The organism is Aestuariirhabdus haliotis, from assembly GCF_023509475.1.
GTDB lineage: Bacteria > Pseudomonadota > Gammaproteobacteria > Pseudomonadales > Aestuariirhabdaceae > Aestuariirhabdus > Aestuariirhabdus haliotis.
The window spans coordinates 30,598-49,988 of the sequence record NZ_JAKSDZ010000026.1; the positions used below are offsets into that span (position 1 = coordinate 30,598).

At 53.9% G+C, this 19,391-nt stretch carries 24 protein-coding genes; 11 read left to right on the forward strand and 13 right to left on the reverse strand.

The annotated features are described in order from the left end of the window. Positions 1-24 precede the first annotated feature (24 nt). Entirely contained in the window at positions 25-375 is a 351-nt protein-coding gene (locus MIB40_RS13830) for an RNA recognition motif domain-containing protein (RefSeq protein WP_249695334.1), read from the reverse strand. Positions 376-609: 234 nt separating this feature from the next. Beyond that, on the reverse strand, positions 610-1,269 hold the full coding sequence (trhA, locus tag MIB40_RS13835) for a PAQR family membrane homeostasis protein TrhA (RefSeq protein WP_249695336.1): 660 nt from the start codon (positions 1,267-1,269) through the stop codon (positions 610-612). A gap of 176 nt (positions 1,270-1,445) precedes the next feature. Here trhA and nikR point away from each other — a divergent pair, with 176 nt between their 5' ends. The 7 genes from nikR (at position 1,446) to MIB40_RS13870 (ending at position 6,795) form a co-directional block, all read left to right on the forward strand. Continuing rightward, positions 1,446-1,913, forward strand: coding sequence for a nickel-responsive transcriptional regulator NikR (gene nikR / locus MIB40_RS13840; protein WP_249695338.1), 468 nt, complete (start codon positions 1,446-1,448; stop codon positions 1,911-1,913). Positions 1,914-2,027: 114 nt separating this feature from the next. After that, positions 2,028-2,831, forward strand: coding sequence for a DUF4198 domain-containing protein (locus MIB40_RS13845; RefSeq protein WP_249695340.1), 804 nt, complete (start codon positions 2,028-2,030; stop codon positions 2,829-2,831). A gap of 30 nt (positions 2,832-2,861) precedes the next feature. Further along, positions 2,862-3,557, forward strand: a complete 696-nt coding sequence (gene cbiM / locus MIB40_RS13850; protein WP_319941675.1) for a cobalt transporter CbiM — start codon at positions 2,862-2,864, stop codon at positions 3,555-3,557. Next, positions 3,554-4,129, forward strand: a complete 576-nt coding sequence (locus tag MIB40_RS13855; protein WP_249695344.1) for a carboxypeptidase-like regulatory domain-containing protein — start codon at positions 3,554-3,556, stop codon at positions 4,127-4,129. The genes cbiM and MIB40_RS13855 overlap by 4 nt, the downstream gene beginning before the upstream one ends. Further along, positions 4,126-4,887 (forward strand): cobalt ECF transporter T component CbiQ, encoded by a 762-nt coding sequence (gene cbiQ, locus MIB40_RS13860; protein ID WP_249695346.1) that lies wholly within the window; start codon positions 4,126-4,128, stop codon positions 4,885-4,887. Before MIB40_RS13855 ends, cbiQ begins: the two co-directional genes overlap by 4 nt. Continuing rightward, positions 4,884-5,675: an energy-coupling factor ABC transporter ATP-binding protein gene (locus MIB40_RS13865; protein ID WP_249695355.1), complete on the forward strand. Its 792-nt coding sequence runs from the start codon at positions 4,884-4,886 to the stop codon at positions 5,673-5,675. The genes cbiQ and MIB40_RS13865 overlap by 4 nt, the downstream gene beginning before the upstream one ends. A 124-nt stretch (positions 5,676-5,799) precedes the next feature. Then, entirely contained in the window at positions 5,800-6,795 is a 996-nt protein-coding gene (locus MIB40_RS13870; protein WP_249695357.1) for a glycosyltransferase family 9 protein, read from the forward strand. A gap of 20 nt (positions 6,796-6,815) precedes the next feature. Here MIB40_RS13870 and MIB40_RS13875 read toward each other — a convergent pair whose 3' ends face one another. After that, positions 6,816-7,010, reverse strand: a complete 195-nt coding sequence (locus MIB40_RS13875; protein WP_249695359.1) for a hypothetical protein — start codon at positions 7,008-7,010, stop codon at positions 6,816-6,818. 28 nt (positions 7,011-7,038) lie between these two features. On the opposite strand from MIB40_RS13875, the gene MIB40_RS19625 reads away from it, so the two are divergent. From MIB40_RS19625 to MIB40_RS13885, 3 genes are all read left to right on the forward strand, one after another. After that, positions 7,039-7,161: a hypothetical protein gene (locus MIB40_RS19625; protein ID WP_264758577.1), complete on the forward strand. Its 123-nt coding sequence runs from the start codon at positions 7,039-7,041 to the stop codon at positions 7,159-7,161. 108 nt (positions 7,162-7,269) lie between these two features. Next, positions 7,270-8,034, forward strand: coding sequence for a hypothetical protein (locus tag MIB40_RS13880; RefSeq protein WP_249695361.1), 765 nt, complete (start codon positions 7,270-7,272; stop codon positions 8,032-8,034). Further along, on the forward strand, positions 8,031-8,315 hold the full coding sequence (locus tag MIB40_RS13885) for a hypothetical protein (RefSeq protein ID WP_249695363.1): 285 nt from the start codon (positions 8,031-8,033) through the stop codon (positions 8,313-8,315). Before MIB40_RS13880 ends, MIB40_RS13885 begins: the two co-directional genes overlap by 4 nt. A 31-nt stretch (positions 8,316-8,346) precedes the next feature. Here the strand turns inward: MIB40_RS13885 and MIB40_RS13890 are convergent, their stop codons facing one another. The 5 genes from MIB40_RS13890 to MIB40_RS13910 all read right to left on the reverse strand — a co-directional run bounded on the left by MIB40_RS13890 (position 8,347) and on the right by MIB40_RS13910 (position 14,201). Continuing rightward, positions 8,347-8,652: a YkgJ family cysteine cluster protein gene (locus MIB40_RS13890; RefSeq protein ID WP_249695365.1), complete on the reverse strand. Its 306-nt coding sequence runs from the start codon at positions 8,650-8,652 to the stop codon at positions 8,347-8,349. A 19-nt stretch (positions 8,653-8,671) separates the two neighbouring features. Next, positions 8,672-9,340: a glutathione S-transferase family protein gene (locus MIB40_RS13895; protein ID WP_249695367.1), complete on the reverse strand. Its 669-nt coding sequence runs from the start codon at positions 9,338-9,340 to the stop codon at positions 8,672-8,674. Positions 9,341-9,536: 196 nt separating this feature from the next. Then, complete coding sequence (locus MIB40_RS13900) at positions 9,537-11,453, reverse strand: methyl-accepting chemotaxis protein (RefSeq protein WP_249695368.1); 1,917 nt, start codon at positions 11,451-11,453, stop codon at positions 9,537-9,539. A gap of 407 nt (positions 11,454-11,860) precedes the next feature. Continuing rightward, positions 11,861-12,250: a RidA family protein gene (locus tag MIB40_RS13905; RefSeq protein WP_249695370.1), complete on the reverse strand. Its 390-nt coding sequence runs from the start codon at positions 12,248-12,250 to the stop codon at positions 11,861-11,863. A 91-nt stretch (positions 12,251-12,341) separates the two neighbouring features. Continuing rightward, positions 12,342-14,201 carry a M48 family metallopeptidase gene (locus MIB40_RS13910; protein WP_249695372.1) on the reverse strand — a complete coding sequence of 620 codons (1,860 nt, stop codon included), beginning with the start codon at positions 14,199-14,201 and terminating at the stop codon, positions 12,342-12,344. A gap of 234 nt (positions 14,202-14,435) precedes the next feature. Here MIB40_RS13910 and MIB40_RS13915 point away from each other — a divergent pair, with 234 nt between their 5' ends. Continuing rightward, positions 14,436-14,852, forward strand: coding sequence for a PaaI family thioesterase (locus tag MIB40_RS13915; protein ID WP_249695374.1), 417 nt, complete (start codon positions 14,436-14,438; stop codon positions 14,850-14,852). 14 nt (positions 14,853-14,866) lie between these two features. Here the strand turns inward: MIB40_RS13915 and MIB40_RS13920 are convergent, their stop codons facing one another. The 5 genes from MIB40_RS13920 to MIB40_RS13940 form a co-directional block, all read right to left on the reverse strand. Further along, positions 14,867-15,769 (reverse strand): patatin-like phospholipase family protein, encoded by a 903-nt coding sequence (locus tag MIB40_RS13920; RefSeq protein ID WP_249695376.1) that lies wholly within the window; start codon positions 15,767-15,769, stop codon positions 14,867-14,869. Positions 15,770-15,875: 106 nt separating this feature from the next. Continuing rightward, the gene (locus tag MIB40_RS13925) at positions 15,876-16,841 is read right to left on the reverse strand and encodes a homocysteine S-methyltransferase family protein (protein WP_249695378.1); all 966 of its coding nucleotides are present in this window, start codon (positions 16,839-16,841) and stop codon (positions 15,876-15,878) included. Positions 16,842-16,900: 59 nt separating this feature from the next. Continuing rightward, complete coding sequence (locus MIB40_RS13930; RefSeq protein WP_249695379.1) at positions 16,901-17,788, reverse strand: DUF2608 domain-containing protein; 888 nt, start codon at positions 17,786-17,788, stop codon at positions 16,901-16,903. Positions 17,789-18,172: 384 nt separating this feature from the next. Continuing rightward, positions 18,173-18,577, reverse strand: a complete 405-nt coding sequence (locus MIB40_RS13935) for a hypothetical protein (protein WP_249695381.1) — start codon at positions 18,575-18,577, stop codon at positions 18,173-18,175. 553 nt (positions 18,578-19,130) lie between these two features. Beyond that, positions 19,131-19,391: transposase (locus MIB40_RS13940; protein WP_249695384.1), on the reverse strand; the 261-nt coding region annotated here is incomplete at its 5' end.

A 19,391-nucleotide genomic window follows, 5' to 3' on the forward strand; every position in this document is an offset into this window, starting at 1 on the left:
CTGCGATGCCGGAATCAAACCGTCTTATCGAGACTCGGCGCTTCCTGCACTTTCAGCACTTTTAGGCTTGTGACCTCGATTACCGCCCGGCTTATTATTACGCCGAGGCCGGCGACCACGGTTATTGCCACCACCACTGCCACGCGCTTCATTCACCCTGATCAAACGACCGCACAACGGGGACTCATTGAGTACCTGAACCGCATCACGACCTTCGGACTTGACCGGCATTTCGACAAAGCCGAAACCCTTGGATTCACCGCTCTCGGGATCCATCGTCACAGTCGCACTGGTCACATCGCCGAATTCAGAAAAGGCATCAATAAGGTCATCATCTGTCACTGAGTAGGACAGATTGCCGACATATATTTTCATTCAGTTTTGTCTCACAACTGGCGCCGCTATTATGAATCTACACCGTCAGCCAACCGGCACCCATCCGCTGACAATGATCGCCTTCCAGAAAGGTCCGATCATGAATCACCCGGCCTCGTGTTGCAGACCTTGTGATGTAAAAAAGAGATTTCGGCTAGACTCGCACATTTATCCAACAAATAAAAGAGGCATTGTCAGTCAGCCACAGCCCTTTGTATTACAGGCTTCACAGTATTAAACAACCGGTTGAGTCGGGATCACATAGATAAAAATAGCCAGGAAGTGGCAAACCGCTCCACCGAGAACAAACAGATGCCAGATGGCATGGTTATAGGGAATCCGTTTTCCGACATAAAAAATAACCCCAAGACTGTATACCAGGCCACCGATCAACAGCAGCAAAAAGCCGCCTAACTCAAGCTGCTCCGCCAGCTCATAAATGACCAGCAATGACAGCCATCCCATCCCCAGGTAAGTCAGCACCGAAACAATTTCAAAGCGATGAATGAACAAGGCTTTAAAGATGATTCCCACGGCCGCAAGGCTCCAGACAGCAATCAGCATACCGGTCGCCAAATCACCGTCGAGGGTGATCATCATAAAAGGGGTGTAGGTTCCTGCAATCAACAGGTAAATGGCGCAATGATCCAGCACCTTAAAAACGGCTTTGGTCTTGTGATGGGTAAAGGCGTGATACAGGGTCGAACATAAAAACAGCAACACCAGACTACCGCCATACAGCGCCAGCCCCGTAACCGACAACACATCGAGCACTCCGGTTGCCTCCACCATTAGCAGGGTCAAACCGACAATCGCGGCCGCGGCCCCCAAACCATGAGAGATTGCGTTGGCGATCTCCTCACCCAAACTGTACAGCGTCACATCATGCGACATGGAATCCCTCTCCCAGTCATCCAATGGCAAAGCCCATGAGAGTATAGCAGTTGAAAAGCGGCTTCAAGGCTTGGGCTGGCGCCTCTAGATGCCCTATACATAGAACACATCCATGTCACTGAACACCATAAGAAATATGCTAACCTGCGCTTTTTCAATCACGCACGGAGCGCTCTGTGGAAAGAATATCAATATCTCTGGAAGAGGGGCTGGTCGAACAGTTCGAGCAGTATCTGACGCAACGAGGTTACCGGAACCGCTCCGAAGCCATTCGCGACCTGATACGCGACCGGCTCGAATCTGAACGCGTTGAGCAGCAGCGTTCCAGCCACTGTGTGGGAACCCTCACTTACGTCTACAATCACGAAGAACGAGAGCTGTCACGCCGCCTGACCCATGCACAACACCACCACCATAATGTGGCAGTCTCTACTCTGCATGTACACCTGGACCATGACAATTGCCTCGAAACCGTGGTCGTCAGCGGACCGACCGAACAGGTGACCGCCTTCGCCAACACCATTATTGCCGAACCGGGAGTTCGCCATGGCAAACTCAATGTGATCCCGGTGGATGCTCAGACGCTGAGCCATCAACACGGCGGCACCGAGCAACAACACAGCCATAGTCGCCCTCAAACCTGACCCCCACATCAGCAAGTTGAGTAAAACCTCAGGCCATATGAGCAATTCACGCATATTATTACGATTTATTTTTTAGTAATATTTACTCCATCTAACCGCTTCGATGGAGCCGACATGCGCCCCCTGATTACCACTGGCCTGTTTTTGGCCAGCCTGCTCGCCAGCCCGATAAGCCTGGCCCACTTCCAAACCCTGATTCCCTCTACAGCTATCGCGAACACCTCCAACCAGCAACAACTGAGGCTGGACCTGAGCTTTACTCATCCTATGAATCAGGGCCCAGCCATGGAGATGGCGACACCGGCACAATTTGGCGTTATCACTCGCGAGGGCCGCAAGGACCTGTTGTCCAGCCTGGTTTCCTATCAGGTCGATGGCCAGAATGCCTACCGAAGCGAGTACAGCCTTCAAGGCCCTGGCGATCACCTTTTTTATGTCGAGCCTGCCCCCTATTGGGAACCCGCCGAAGGCGTCATGATCGTTCATTACACCAAGGTGGTGGTGGATGCCTTTGCTGGCGACCCCCTATGGCAGCAGATGGTGGGTTTCCCCGTTGAGATCGAGCCGCTCACCAGACCTTATGGGCTTTGGCAGGGCAATCTGTTCAGTGGTGTTGTGCGTAAGAATGGCCAGCCCGTGCCTTTTGCCACCGTGGAAGTCGAATGGCTTAACGATGGACGAATGCAAGCGCCTGCCGAGGCCTTTATCACCCAGGAAATCAGGGCCGACGCCAACGGCACCTTTAATTTTGTCATGCCCTTCGCAGGGTGGTGGGGCTTCGCCGCCCTGATCGAATCGGACATCACCATGACCAATCCGGAAGGCCAATCGGTTCCCGTTGAAGAAGGCGGACTGATCTGGGTGCATGCCCAAGAACTACCACCACAGATTCATCAGACACAGACGGCAGATAAGTAATGAGCCAATAAGGAGCCCACCATCGCTCATATTCCCGAAGGCGTGCTATCGGCGCCAATTCTAATCGGCGGCGCCCTGATATCCGCCAGTGCACTGGCTTATGGTGTGCGACGGCTCGACTATGAGCGTATTCCCCAGGCAGCGGTGCTGGCCGCGGCCTTCTTTGTCAGCTCATTGTTTAGCGTGCCCATTGGCCCCAGCAGCGCACACCTGCTGTTAAACGGCTTGATGGGGCTGGTGCTGGGCTGGAGTGCCATACCCACCATTGCCATCGCCCTTTTGCTGCAAGCGGTGTTCTTTGGCTTTGGTGGGCTGCTGGTGCTGGGAGTCAATATCCTCAATGTCGCACTACCGGCACTGGTATGCGCCCTGACGTTAAGACCCTGGCTGCACCACACACAGGGTCAAAACGGTTTTCTTATTGGCACCCTGGCAGGTGCCGTGGGCGTCCTGTTAACCGCGTTGTTGCTTTGTGGTTCGCTGGCCCTTAGCGGAGCAGAGTTTATCCCGGCGGCAAAGGTTATTCTGCTCACCTACCTGCCCCTGGCCGTTGTCGAAGCCGCCATCTGCGGCTTTGTGCTGCGCTTTATCCTGAAAGTCTCTCCCGAGCTGCTGTTGCCGTCGAGCCCGGATCAGCACCGCCGCCGACAAACCGGTACAGCCGTCGCCGGGTGCGAAACCTGCCCCACAACCAAGGCACCAGCAAAGGAGGAAAACCAGTTATGAGTAAGCGGTCACTTTCACTCTCGCTACTAGCCGCAGTCAGTTTGCTGCTTAGCTCTGCCAGTCAGGCGCACCTTATCAAAGTCTTCGCCTACGCCAGCGAAGGCCGGATTGAGGGTACTGTTTACTTTGCCGGAGGGGACCCAGTTTCCGGCGCTCGCATTAAGTTCAAACAACCGAATAGTAACGCTGATATCGGCAGCGACAACGAGCAGCTGACGGATGCCAAGGGCCGATTCAGCCTGACACGCCCCACCCTCGATCCCATTCTTGTGGTCGCCAACACCGGCGATGGTCACGTCGCGGAGTGGCTTATCGATTCCGTTGCCGCCCCCGCTTCGATCCCGGCTCACACTCAGCCCTCAACGTCTCCCGCCGAGAGCCACTCGATCTCCTCTAAAGCGCTGGAAGACCGCATCGAACAGGCGCTGGCCCGGCAGCTGGCCCCCTTGCGACTGGAACTGCAACAGCAAGCCTCGCGAGCCCGCCTCAGCGATATCCTGGGGGGCCTGGGTACATTGATCGGTATCGCCGGAGCCCTGTTGTGGTGGCGCAGCCGGCAACCTCAACCATGAGTCGTCTTGGCCTCACCATTGAGCAGCCACTGCGTCCCTGGCTGGCCAAGAGAGACCCACGAGCCCGCCTGCTAATTGCTGCCGCATCGGCCATCGCAGTGGTCTCGCTCCAGCACCCGACCACGCTGCTATGCAGCTTGCTGCTTGCCCTCTCACTCGCATTGGGCAGCGGTTTAAGTCTGTCTCTGTTAATGCGTCGTCTGCTTGCGCTGGAAGCATTTATGCTGATACTGCTGGTCATGCTGCCGCTGAGCATGCCTGGCGACCCCTGGCTACAGATCGGGCCTTTTCATGTCAGCGATGCAGGCCTCGAACGGGCGCTGGTTATTGTATTGAAAGCCAACACCGTCGTTATTGGCCTGCTAACCCTGGTCGGCACCCTTGAACCCGTGGTATTGGGGCACGCTCTGGCGCGCCTGCGGGTTCCGGACAAGCTGGTTCATCTGCTGCTGTTTACCGTGCGCTATATCGACCTTTTGGCCGAGGAATACCAGAGACTGCACACCGCAATGCGAGCACGAGGCTTTGCACCGGGAAATAACCGCCACACCTGGCGCAGCTATGGCTCCCTGATCGGGATGCTGCTGGTACGCAGTCTGGAACGCTCCCAACGCATACTTATCGCCATGAAATGTCGCGGTTTTAACAACCGCCTGTTTCTTGTAGATTCGCGCCACTGGCATCCCACAGACACCCGGTTTATGGTGCTCTCGGCAATCCCCCTGATCACCCTTCTGGGTCTGGAATGGCACTTATGAGCACGACCTTAATTGAATTGCGCGACATCGATTTCGGTTACCCCGATCACCCGGTGCTGGAAGGGGTGAACTTCTCCTTACAACCCGGGGAGCGAGTGGCACTGACCGGAGACAACGGCGCCGGTAAAACCACCTTGCTGCAATTGATGATCGGCCTGCACCAGCCTGCCCGGGGAGAGATCATCGCCTTTGGCCGGTGCCGAAGCGGTGAAGCCGACTTTCGCGAAGTACGTGCCCAGGCCGGTCTGTTGTTTCAGGACAGCGACGACCAGCTGTTCTGTCCAACGGTGCTGGAGGACGTCAGCTTTGGACCTCTGAACCTGGGCCGATCGGTCGATGAAGCCACCCGCATTGCCGACCGAACCCTGAGCCAATTAGGGCTGGAAGGCTTGCGCGAGCGCATTACTCACAAGCTGTCGGGTGGCGAGAAACGCATGGTGGCGCTGGCCGGGGTGTTAGCAATGGAACCCCAGGTATTGCTGATGGACGAACCTACCAATGGCCTGGACAGTACCGCCGAGCAACGCTTGCTGGATCACCTGGAAAGCCTGCCTCTGGCGATGTTTTTTGTCTCCCACGATCGACGCGTGGTAGAACGCCTCGCCAACCGCGCCGTCATGCTACAGGAGCGCCGGTTACAGGATGCCCTGATGCACAGTCACCCTCATATTCACAGCCATGCTCACCTGCATATTCATGCGGCCGGGGTTGAAACCGGACATAGCCATAGCGACACCAACCCGGGCCACACCCATCATCATGAGGATCATCACAGTACAGACCTCTGAGAAAGCTGGAAGCCGCCTTCAGTAGTGGTTCTCAGGCAAGCAATCCTGGCTCTTGTGCCCTACCCTTAACGGATCATCTGTCACCCGCCCATTACAGATGATCAGGCAGCGAACGGCATAGCGAATGAGAAAACTGATCCTCAGAAATTTCCAATCCCCCGGTGATCAGGTCATGCTGACCGCCGCCGTACGCGAGCTGCACCAGCAATATCCACATCAGTTTGAAACCGACGTGCGCTCAGCCTGCCCGCAGTTGTGGCAGCACAACCCCTTCCTGACACCGCTACATGAGAAGGCCGCCGACACCGAAATCATTGATTGTCACTACCCCCTGATCGATCACAGTAACCAGCGTCCCCATCATTTTATTCAGGGTTTTATCGACTTTCTCGGTGAGCATCTGGACCTGTCGCTGCGCCCGACCCGGTTCCAGGGCGACATTCATCTCTCGGAGCAGGAAAAAGGCTGGATCTCCCAGGTGCAGGAGATCACCCGGGAAGCGGTCCCTTTCTGGATCATCGTCGCTGGCGGTAAATACGATTTCAGCATCAAATGGTGGGACTCGGCCAGGTTCCAGCGCGTTGTCGATCACTTTCATGGCCGTTTGTTATTTGTCCAAGTGGGTGAATCTGGCCATTATCACCCCCCGCTGAGCCAGGTGATCGACCTGAGAGGCAAAACCGACCTGAGGCAGTTGATTCGGTTGATGTACCACGCCGACGGTGTGCTTTGCCCGGTAACCCTGGCCATGCATCTGGCTGCCGCAGTGGAGGTCAAACCCGGCAAGCTCAGTCATCGTGCCTGCGTGGTAGTCGCCGGAGGCCGGGAACCGCCTCATTGGGAAGCTTATCCCCACCACCAGTTCCTGCACAGCCTGGGCACCTTACCCTGCTGCGACAATGGCGGTTGCTGGCGATCCCGCACTCAACCGCTGGGCGACGGCGATCCCAAGGATCAGCCAGACCAGCTGTGCCTGGATGTCATAGGCTCACTGCCCCACTGCATGGATATGATTCATGCCGCCGACGTCATCCGGAGCATCGAGCGCTATCTGGAAAGCACTCCGACCCTCAATCATGCGCAAGCCAGTCGCGTTCGTCAGTGGACACAGCCAGCCTGAATTCGACTTCTGCGCAGCCCCTACCGCGCCCGGCACGAACAACGATACTCCATCTCTTCGTTGTACTTCAGACTGCCGCCATGGATGATACCGGCATCGGCCCAATGCTCTTCGGTACCCTTACGACGCCACAGCAAGATACAGCGCTTGCCCGGAGGGCAGTGCTCACTGCCCTTGCAGCGCACCCACCAGCCAAACCACCAGTGATAGTCCACCTCGCAATGCCCGGTCATCGGCGGAGGAATGACAATAATCTCCGAGGAACTGCTGGACGAAGAACTGGGCATCGGTACCGATGAACTGCTGCTGGATGAGACCGAGGAAGAGCTACTCGAGAAACTGGAAGAGGACGAGCCGCTCGAGTGACTGCTGGAGCTACTGGGTGGCATAGCCGAGCTGGACGAAGGCACCGGTGGTATCGGCACACCCGGAGGCTGAGGTGGGATGGGCGGCCAAACCGGTACCGGGGGTGGCGTGGTTTTATGCACCCAGCGCCACAGCCATTGCCAGAGGGCAAAAAACCAGGGCAGTTCAAACAACCAGGGGAAAGTAATACCAAACCAGGTCATCCACACCAGCAGCCAGAATGCTGCGATGGCACCAAAACTCAGAATCCAGCGAGCAATGGTTTGCAGCCAACCAAACCAATCGATGCCGCCTCCACCGCCACCTCCACCTCCACCACCTGAGGATGACGAACGGCTTGAACTACTGCTTGTGCTGGAAGCCGATGAAGAACTGGCGCTGGAAGCGGACGGCGACGAACTGCTCGAAGTGCTGGAGCCCGACGAAGAGCTGGAGCTGGAAGCGGACGGCGACGAACTGCTCGAAGTACTGGAACCCGACGAAGAGCTGGCGCTGGAAGCGGACGGGGACGAACTGCTCGAGGTGCTGGAGCCCGACGAAGAACTGGCGCTGGAAGCGGACGGCGACGAACTGCTCGAAGTACTGGAACCCGACGAAGAACTGGCGCTGGAAGCGGACGGCGACGAACTGCTCGAGGTGCTGGAGCCAGACGAAGAACTGGAACTGGAGCTGGAGCTGGAGCTGGAGCTGGAGCTGGAGCTGGAGCTGGAAGAGGATACAGCCGGCGGTGGCCCAACATGTCGACAAAGAGCGCGGCCGAAGCCGGGATGGGTAGGATCGACAATTTCACCGCAGGCGATTTCGACGCCACGCCCGGCACAACTCGGGGCGTGCGGACTATGGGCGCCGAAGGAGCACACCGGCAGGTCATGAATATGGTCGTGTTCGGTGACAGGGCCAGCCGGGGGATCGCGATGCCGGCACAGCGCCCTGCCAAAATGAGGGTGCGCAGGGTCCACAATTTCACCGCAGGCCAGCTCATCACCGAGGCCCGTACAGCTGGCATCATGGGGATTGTGGGCACCAAAGCCGCACACCGGAAGGTCGTGAATATGATCAGCCATAAGGGTTCCCCCTTTATTGGGCGGCGATCACTGCAAGAGATCGAACAGGGTCAAATAAAATCCGAAACCAGACCTAACCGTTCAGTATAGTCCAGGATAGAGCAGAGCTGGTCTTCCCACCCTAGCAGGCTGCTGGGCCATAATATGCGGTGCGTTCGACAACGCACTCGGCGGAGCCCATCTCAAATTCCCGGCAGATCAACGGACGCAACTCGTAGATGGTGCAGGACATAGTGTCGCGATCGAGCGCCGCGCACCAACCATCATCCAGTCGGGCCATGGTCATGCCGCCCCAACGGTCGGTGTCGATAAAGCGCTCCGGCACGCCGGTATCGGTGATCAGCATCACTTCCAACTGACAGCAACAGGCCTGGCAACGGGAGCAGGCGATGCTCGGGTCAACAACCGGGGTCGTGGGAATGTTCATCGACGGTTACCAAGCAGCTTCATACGTCCCTGTCGGGCACCTCTTCAGCAGCAATAACCTCCTGCTCCTGAATCGCCGCCTCCAGCCATTCCTGCATCGCCGGCAACGACAGAATCTGTTGCTGATACTCCGCCGCGACCGCTGGCAGCTCGATGCCATAACCCTGAAAGCGCACAGCGACCGGGGCAAACATGGCGTCGGCAATGGAGAACTCACCAAATAGCCAGGGGCCATCTTCACCATAACGCTCTCGGCACTGGTTCCAGATGTCGACAATGCGATCAATATCCTGCTGCACGGCGCTGGAGGCTTGAAACCCCTGCACACTGCGACGGCAGTTCATCGGCATATCGGTACGTAGCGCCAAAAAGCCCGAATGCATCTCCGCGCTGATTGCTCGGGCCAAAGCCCGGCTGACAGAATCCTGCGGCCAACCACTGCCTGCCAGATAGTGTTCATTAATGTACTCGCAAATCGCCAGCGAGTCCCAGACCCGAAGCTCGCCCGCGGCCAATACCGGCACCTTCCCCGCTGCCGACCAATGCCGTACTTCCTCAGGAAACTGGCTCGTGCGCAAGGTAATTCGAATCTCGTTAAAGGCGATACCGAACTGGCGCAGCAATAACCAGGGACGCAGTGACCAGGAGGAATAGTTTTTGTTACCGATTACCAGAGTAAGGTCGGTCATGGAGCCACCTCAAATGTGCCAGACGAAACAATAGTGTCAGTATATGCCCAATTGTGCTCACACCCTATGCTTTGATGAGCCGTGCTCATTATCGTAGAAGGTAATGCGCCAGAGGCCATTACACGGGTAGAAAATCTTGCACGACTTTCTACCCGTGTTGTTGGGCGCATCAAAGACCCTGAATAGCTCTGGCGCGCTAGAGCTTGAAACGCCGCACCAGCTCATCGAGTCGACCCGCCATGGAATTCAAGGCATCGCTCGACGCGGCCATATGCTGAGCGGTATTGGCGGCACCTTCGGTCAGCTCCCCGATAGAGGTCACGTGACCGTTGATTTCACCGACGACCACCGACTGCTCTTCGGTAGCGGTAGCAACCTGGGTATTGATATCCGAAATAATCGCTACCTGCTCGACAATTTCACCCAGGGCAACATTGGCTTTCTCGGCAGCCTGCACACCCGCCTCCGCCAGCTCGCTGGTTTCGCGCACACCCACCACCGCCTTTTTCGATTCGTCCTGCAGCTGCGTGATCATCTCATTGATCTCTTCGGTCGAATCCGCTGTGCGCTTGGCCAGATTCCTCACCTCGTCCGCCACCACGGCAAAGCCCCGGCCGGATTCACCCGCCCGTGCGGCCTCAATGGCGGCGTTGAGCGCCAGCAAATTGGTTTGGTCAGAAATGCCACGTATCACATCCAGCACACTGCTGATGGCATTGTTCTTTTCGTTGAGCGACTCGATGGTCTGGGAGACCGTTTCCATGTTGGTCGCCATCGCGCCAATGCTATCCGCCGACTCATCAACCACACGCCGAGCTTCACCGGCCTTGGTGGTAGCATTGGTCGTGGTTTCGGCCGCCACGTTGGCATTTTTTGCGATCTCGGCAATGGTAGAGCCCATCTGGTTGATCGCCGTCGACACTTGAATGGCTTGATCCCGCTGGGTAAAGGCTGACTCTTTGGAATCTTCGGCCATAACCGCAAGCTCGTTAGAGGACTCCCTGACCGTTACCGAAGTAGCGGCGACATCGGACACCACCGTATTGATTTTGCTGATAAAGGTATTGAATCCCTTACTGAGCTGCGCGATCTCATTATTACCCTCAACATTAAGGCGGTAGGTTAAATCGCCCTCGCCCTCACCCAGTTCTTTAAACAAGGAGGCCAGCGCGTTAATCGGTTTCATTAGCATGCCGGACAACATCACACTGATCAGGATAAAGAGTCCTACCACCAGCGAAAACGACAACAACATAGAGTTGCGGGCTTCTTCCAGGCCCGCGTACAACTCCGCCTTGGGGACTTCAGCCACCACATACCAGCCCAGCGATGGAATATAACTGGTCGCGACGACCAGCTTATGGCCGGTTTCGAAATCAAACGGGGCTTTTTTAAACAGACCTGCGGTTTTTATCTCCGGGTATTGCTCGGAGATATTCACCTTTTCACTTTTCGATTCATCCGGGTGAATCTTGATTAAACCGTTTTGATCCACCAGATAAACAAAACCGGTTTTTTCGATCTGGAAACTATTCAGGTAGGCCACCATGTCATTGAATGACTTGGAAACCCCGGACATTCCACGCCCGTTCAGCATTTGGAAATTGACAAAAACGTCTGTGTTGCCATCTCCGTAGGAATAGGTACTGGCCAGTTCAGCCTCGCCACTGTTTTTGAACGCATAGAACCAGCCATCACGATCGTCATTTTGTAATACGCGCAGCAGGCCATCCTGATTCCAGTATTTGGCAGACTCCTTATCGACGAAGGAGGCGTTACTCAACTGGTTGTTATCCCGGGTCATTCTGAGGAACTGGGTCAGCTTTTCTTCCCCGGCCGCACTCTCGCCACTCTTCACCCAGTCGAGGAAAAACGGGTTGGTCGCAATGGACTGGGTCAGCACCTTCATTTCCGCTATCTCGCCATCAACGGCATTTCTGACCCGTTGCAGCAGATTGGGAAGGTCGGATTGTTCCAAACGGTTGAGCATAATCGACTGCGCTTTGGCATAGCCGACATAACTCACGACACTGGTCGAGACCACGACCGCCAGAATCATCGAGACAACCAGCTTTTTCCGGATGGAAAAGCCGCTCAGGATATTTATTAACATATGGTGCCTACTAACTACTATTGCGAAGATAGGGCAACGCCGCCGTCAGACGAGCACAGACTGTGAGGGATAGAAGAAGCACCTCAGTGGCCAAAGCCAGCCAAGATGGCAAACACGAATCACCGGTTAGCGTTGCTGAATTTTTGAGCGCACGCTTATATCACGACCCTTTTGCATTCTCAATGAATTCCAGGACGGAGGCTGAAAGGGATTAATCCAGGACAAGAAATTATCTGCTTTTTGATTTTTTTGGGAGTAAATCTAAGCTTTTTTATACCTTTAATGAATGATCTGGCCAACGCTTTACTGAAGGTAATTTCCCGCCGACAACCCTGTATAACGCATTAAACACCACTCCATTGCCGTGCCCCTCTGGCGCTAAGGGAGGCACGGATCAAGGTACAAAATCAGAGGTGGGCCACGCACTTGATCTCCAGCTTTAATGTCGGCATCACCAGCGCCGATACCTGAACCAGGGTTTGGCACACTTCCGGGACACCGCCGTAGGCCAGCGCCCGGGCCTCAAACATTGGCTCAGCGTTTGTCATCACCTCATTGATATCGGTCACGAACAGGGTTTCATCGACGATATTGTCCAGACTCGCCCCAAACTCCGACAATACTTTTTGAATATTGACGTAAGCCAATCGAGTCTGTTCGATCACATCGGCGCCCGCAACGCCGCTGTCATCAATGCCAACCTGACCAGACAGGTAGAGCACATTGTCTACCTTAACGGCCTGGGCAAAGATGTTCTTGTAGGGGCCCGATCGAACGCTCTGTTTCTCTATGCTCATGGTGTTTCCTTTTTATCGTTTTTTTTGGATAGATTTTCTTCGCTATAGCCGCAACATACCCTGCCCTTCACCCAGTATGTCGCTCGGGGCATCAGACAATTTTTCGGCCCATCGTTTTCACTTTCTTGCCAAGCTCTGCAGTATCACCCTTGACACACACGACAAAGATGTCGGCATCTATCTGCAGACTCTCTGCCACGGTCTCCACGGCTTTCTCAGTACTCCACAGGAACCCCCGCGGACTGAAGGCAACAATGTAAACCGGAGGCCAGCCATCTTCTTTAATCGCTTTCTCGGCGATCCAGGCTGAACCGACTCGCCGGTTGGCTTTCAAAGCCTTCGCCAATTCGTGAAACAGCTCCTTATCTATGTCTGCTTTTCTTAATGCCTCCTCTGGCCCAAAGCTCTGCCGCTGGGCGGCGGCCTCGCGATGCCGTTCGTCGACTTGCAGCACCTCCTGCCACCAGGCTTCCGCAGCCTGTTCCTTACCGTTATCCTTCAGCAGGTGATACCCCATGCGCCCGGCATCTTCCAGTGTATTGGGGCCGTTCAGGGCAATGCGCAGATACTTGATGGCCCGCTCATCCTTACGAGTAAAAAGTATGCGACCAATATAAAACGCTGCCCCAATACTTTTAGGATGTCGCGACAGAAACCGCAGATAAACCGGCAGAGCAGCTTCGTCTCCCTCGAATTCATCCTTGTATTGCGTCAGGTCCCACAGGTCGTCATCGCTCAAGGTATCCAGATCGATGTGGACAGTCTCGGCCAAGGTCCGCTTGGCTTCCACCACGTACTCATAACGCCCTTTCCAGCGTTCGCTGTTTCGGCCCATCCAGTCCTTATCGAACTCGGACAAGAGATCCTGATAGCGCTCTCCTAACCAAACCTCGGCCGAGTTCTTGCTAAAGTCGCTCGGAATCACAGCTTGCGAAGTGATCGCTTCGACTCGATCTTTCAGCGCCGGATGCGTATCAGCGTAATGGGTCTCCTCCTGCATCTCCTGTTTGATCGTTTGCAACAACTGCTTGCGCGTAATGGGTGATTTTTTCAGGAACCGGGCAAGCCCTTCGTAAGGTGCAATAGGGGGAGTAGGCATCTTGTCGGCTTGCTTAAAATAGGCGTCCCAGAATTCGCGATCAATATAGGGGGCCTGGGCATGAACGTTGACCAAGGCCTTGGCCGCCACCTCCGGCGAGGTCAGTTCTGCGGCCACCTGGTCGGCCTCGTATTCGTTGTTCCGAGCAAGCGCAAAAGAGTAGGCGGCAAATTTGGGGGCGTACCAGTTAAAGAAACGACGCATCAAGCTGGCCCCGAACGATTCGCTGCCTTCAAACGCTTCCATGATCCGGTACCAGCTCATACGCACTCGATAGATCCAGCCAGAAAAGCGACTGTGGTTGCCCGACAGGTGACCAAATTCATGGGCCAGGACAGAGCGCATCTCCTGCGGCGGTAACGCCAGCAATAACTGAATACCCAGAAACAATGTGTTCTTCTGACCACCGAGAATACCGAATCTCGGGTGCTGAACGACCGCCGCGTTCAGATTATCCTGAATAATAACCTGATGAATTTTCAGCGCATTGAGGGTGTCGGTCAGCTCATCGATCTCTTTAAAAAGCTCCGGGTATTGATTGCGTTCCAGCACCCTGCCTTCCGGCGGATCAAACTTTACCCATAAGGCTTTTAGCAATGTCCAGATTGCGATCAGAATCACGAAGATAAATTTCTTCTTGATCAGCAGTAAAAACAGTCCACCGCCGACAAAGGCCAGGCCGATGGTGCCACCCACCAACAGCACCAAACTGGCCACCACGAAAAAAATGACGGCATAACCCAGCAAGGCAAACAGTGCCAATTTTAACTTATAACTGTTGATATTTTCGGCCGCGGCCACTTCGGACTTTTTGATTAACTCGACAAACTGCTCTTCGGTAAATTCTGGCATAACCGTCTCTTTTCTCGCCAATCCCTGGTATGTAAATCTGTTCTCGACTGAATAAATCGCAATCGTCACTCTGCAGACTGAACCGCCGAATTATTCCTGCCCCATCCTATCGAATCATCGAGAGCGCTAACAGTATGGCTGCCACAGAAACTCGAATCCGCGCCTTAAGGATGCTTATCTTTTAGCCAACCGGGCTGGTATGTTAAGAAAAACAGCCGCCAGGAATGCTGACCCATGCCAACAAAACAGGAACTGATTACTTTTCTCGAAACGGAATTTCCCCAGTGTCGCAGTACGTTGGAAGCCGTAGGTCCCGCTACCGCGACGCTACGTCATGCGGTCACCGATGCCGACCTGCGCCCCGGCGGCACAGTGTCCGGGCCCTGCATGATGGCCCTGGCCGATGTTGCGCTCTATATGGCAATTCTGGGGGAGATCGGCATTGTGCCACTCGCCGTAACGACCAATCTGACCATCAATTTTATGCGCAAACCGACCGCCGGTCGCGATCTGATTGCCGAATGCAAACTGATGAAACGGGGTCGTAGCCTGGCGGTTGGAGAGGTGTCACTGTTCAGTGAAGGGGAGCATGACCCCGTCGCTCATGTGGTCGGCACCTACTCGATTCCACCCAAACGCTCTGAGTCTTGAGTTCGGCAGCTTGATCAGCTGGCCTGGGCTACGACGCCGCCGAGCTGTTCCAGATACGTTTTTCCCGTATCGACCCCCATCTCATAATCGCGCTGCAATGCCTGTCGACTGCTAGCCACCAGATTACTGCGTAACGCGCTGGGCGGAAAAATTTGAATGATCTCTGCATCAGCGGGTGGACTGTGGATAAAATCCAGGGAGCGAGCGTAGCGTTCCTCATGATGCGTAATCAGGTCAATAATTTGAGGGCAGCGCCCGCCCTGGCAAAGCCAGGATTTAATTTTGTGCGCCCAGGGCGACTCTACATTGGCATCCTCGGCGACCGTTCGCAGCACGACGATTTTGCCCGCCCCTCGCTGATAGGCTTCCTCGACCGGAAGGGGCGCAGAAAGCCCACCGTCGACATAATATTGATCGCCAATCCTGACGCCATTTTTATAAAGGATAGGCAAGGCGCTGGAAGCTTTTAACAACTCAATCCAGTTATCCGATTGTGGCTCAAAAAAATGGGCGCGACGATCCTCCACACGGGTCGCAGAAAACATCAACTGTCTGTTTGCCAACCGACGAAAACCGCAATCCATATTCAACCCCTGCTCGGGTGTTTTGACCTGATCAAAATACCAGTCCAGGTCCAGCGCATGCCGCCCTAACAGCGTACGATGCACCTTGAAAAACTGGGGATGGCTGGACAACCGGGTAATGGCGCGCCGACCAAACCCTAGTTGGCCGGTCATATAGCTGGACAGGTTCTGGGCTCCGGCCGAGGTGCCGATCAACAGTTCAAACGGATTAAAATCGGCCCGCAACCAGGCATCGAGAATACCCGCAGTAAAAATCCCCCGTTGACCGCCACCTTCAGCAACCAGTGCAGTGTGGGGTAAGGGAGTTGTAGGTTGGCACGGCTGACTATTCATTGCGCTAAGTTGTTGTAGAGACCTTGTAAAAATAGCCCGCGCCCTTCGCTTGGACCAATTGATTTTTCACTCAACCTGCATAGCCATTTTCTATCAAGCTACAGTCTCAGCAGGTTTCACTCGGCGCCTGTGCCGCCACAATATGCCTGGCGATCTCTTCCAGATGCACATCCCAGGTGCCGCAGCAGCCACCCCAAATATCCATATGGGGATAGCGCCTGGCCAGATCCCCGCAGAGCCGGCCCAACTCTACAGGATCACCCGCTTCCAGATGGCCTATTTCGCACAACGCCATCTTGTCCATTTTCGACGCATTGGGGCGCACGCCTCTGACCCGGTGTATCCAGTCGGCGTCTTCGATAGCAGGCTCATATTCAATCGGGTGGGAGCAGTTAATCGAATAAAACTCGACGGTTTGTTCGGTTGCCGAATCAATGGTTGCAATGGCATCGGCCAGACTTTCGCCGGAGTTCAGTGTTGAACGGCTATCCAGACTGAGAGAGACGGCCAGTGGAATACCGATCCTGGCGGCGGCTCTGGCAGCACCGATGGCTTCCGGAACATTGCTAAAGGTAATGGCCAGCGCCAGATCCACCTCGGCCGCTTTTAACGTGGTCAGCTGAACGCTGTGGTAATCCTCGGCTTCGTTCACGGTGATCGCTTCGTTGCGCTCATAGGCATCTCCGCGGGGGCCCACCAACCCCTGAATAAGAATTTCGGGAATATCCGCTGCAAACTCCTTGGCCAGCTCCTTCAGAAACGCAATTGAGCGCTGAGTCGCCTCCGCCAACCCCGCCGGCGAATAACCAAGCAAGGCTCCCCAGTCCGGGCTGGCCCGGTAATCCAGCCCGCCCATCAGAGCGCACAGGCCTTGCCGTGCCACCACCTCAAGATAGCGCCGATACATACCCCGTAATGTCTCTACAGCCGCAGGGTTCTCAAGCAAAGGAAACAGCGCAAAGTGATCAAATTCGAAACCGTACTTATACATCAGCTCGGTTTCGGTGCCGCCTTCGGCGAGATAAAAACGCCCCTGTTTTTGCAACGGAAACTGGCTTTGGTCCGGCATCATTATCCCTCATTCAAACCGGCTTGTGGTGAGCGGGTAGTGCGCAAACCGGTCAGTGATGTTCAATCCACACTTAGGCAACTTCCATCCTTGTGCCGTTGCGGAAATACGGTATTCAACGTCTTGTTAAGGTCGACCCAGTCCTTATGCATTTTATCGGCTTGCTTGTGAGTGAGTACTGCCCCGTACTCGGCTATCCGGTCTTGTTCGACTTTTACATAATGATAGATATTGGTATCGATATCGCTTCTTGGTTTGTATTTTTCATAGACGTTATCGATATTTTTCTGAGAATCATCAACGAACACAATGGCATCAAAGCGCCTACTTGTCTTATCCAACAGGTACTCCAGCATATCGCCCTTGTTCATCCCCGTGGTCATCATAACGCCTTTCATATAGCTTAATTCCCGGCCCCTTTTTTCACGATAAACTGGCGGTTTTTCACCACGCGGCGACAAGGCAGTCACTTCAAAGTTGAACCCTTTACGGTACAACTCACGCTCCGTAGCAGCCCTGTACCTGGGAGACCGGGACGTTAACGCCATAACCGTATTACCCGACATTTGCCAGGTCGATACCACCGACGGCAGATTTTCTTCCGTTAAATTCATCGGCCCAAGTTCATACAGCAGGCCTATAGCATCTTCAAACAAACAGGCTACCTTTTGTGCTGGTTCCGGCTTGATATCCAGCTTACCTCGTTGCCACTGGTACCAGATGTCACCCCCTAAATCGACCGAGCTGGTCAGCAGCGTATTATCGATGTCGAGCACAATCAGAACGTTGCTTGCACCGTACGCTTGATTCAAACGCTTCACATCCAGAATAACCGGCTGGAAAGAGACGACCTCCTGCTTATGAGTGGGTAACTTCGCTGGGCGGTCTGTTGTCGCACAACCCGAAACAGCGAGCACCGTAACGACTAATAAAGATAACTGGCGAATCATTGAATTCATCATTCAGTCCTTTAATAACAAATTAGATAGCTCTAGATAATACAGGGTAAGATCAAAAGAGAACCGCCTAAGGCCAGGCAAAGATAACTCTGATTGAATATTCAACTGTAGCCAAAGAATTCGGCTTACGCCTTATGGAGGTGTTTTGAGCACTGTTGCTCGACTTCTTTATGGGCTAAGCAGGCCGTTCGAACCAAAGCTAGGAAAAAAACAATTTAATCGTTCGATGGAATATGTGTGCGCAATTTTTACGGTAGATTTATTTCTTACCAATACGGGGTCAGATCCCGATGCGGAGCCTTAATGCTTCAAGCAGGGGTGTGAACACATCCAGCCCGAAGGGTGATTCTGCCTTTGTTTGCTATGTGATTCTTCTTATACGTTTTCTTTTGGAAACCAAACCCCCTTTAAATTGATTGGACCCATATTCGGAATTACATGACCTTGGTCAAGCTCGTTAACGGAGAGGCCAATTATAGGTTTTCCCAGTTCTTGGTTTGGATAGTATTTTTTTAGACATTCCTCTGCTAACGATATTGCCTCCCCCTCGCTATATGCGGTAATGCCTATCCCAATTCCTTGATCCAGAGGAAACCAATATGGTTGAAGATATTTTCTAGTGTATTCATCTATTCCTTCTCGAGAATAATGCAAATCATCTCTTCTCCGATGAATGCGAGATGAACCTTTTAACTTTTCAGTCTCTGTCCAATGCTCCATATTGGAGTGACCACGTTTTCCACCTGAACCGCCTTCGGTTGGTCCTTTGAAATTACCCATGACACTTCACATAACACTGCAATAAAAAGCGATTGATCTTGTACCCCTTTGGTGGCAGCCCCAGCCCGTAGGGCGGCAACATGCGCTTGTTAAGGCTTATTCTCATGAGTTACTTACCTTACTTAAACCGGAACTAGACACATGCTTCTTAATTGGGAAAACAAAAGCTGGTACAAACAACATTAAAGGCCAACCTGATTCAAAGTAGATTGCACAAGGCCAGATGATAAGGCCTAGTAAGATCGGAAACTTATAAATTCCCATTCCAAATTTCGGCTCCATCTTACTCGGCATACCGCACTCTTCACACACCGCCGGATTTATCCACGTGGAGCAGACCTTTTGCCAAGATCTTATACTTTCTTTTTCACAGTGAGGACACTTGTCCATACGATCTCGTAACCTTAACGAGGCTGTAGAAAACGATAACCGATAAATCGTTATCCTCAGCCTGGATTCCTTTGTTTTTGATGTCCGTTATTTAACCAAATCCATTCAACATAATCACCTCTTATGCGAGGAGGGCGTGGTATTTCTGTGGATAGCTCTGTGACTAAGCGATTGCTCCATAATTCATTAACTTTTCGATGTTATGGACCAAACAGAACAACCGCCATTGCCCTTGAACCTTTTGCTTTCCTCGTAACGAGAAACGATTCAAGCCTTTATTGGTACCAATATTACCGAACACCGGTTCGACCACTGACATGCGATGGCTGTAGATCTGTTTGCCCAGCACCGAATCGACACGTCGACGCATCCAGTCCATGGGCGTGCGGCCGTTGGTGTAGGTAATGGAGACCTGACGTCCATG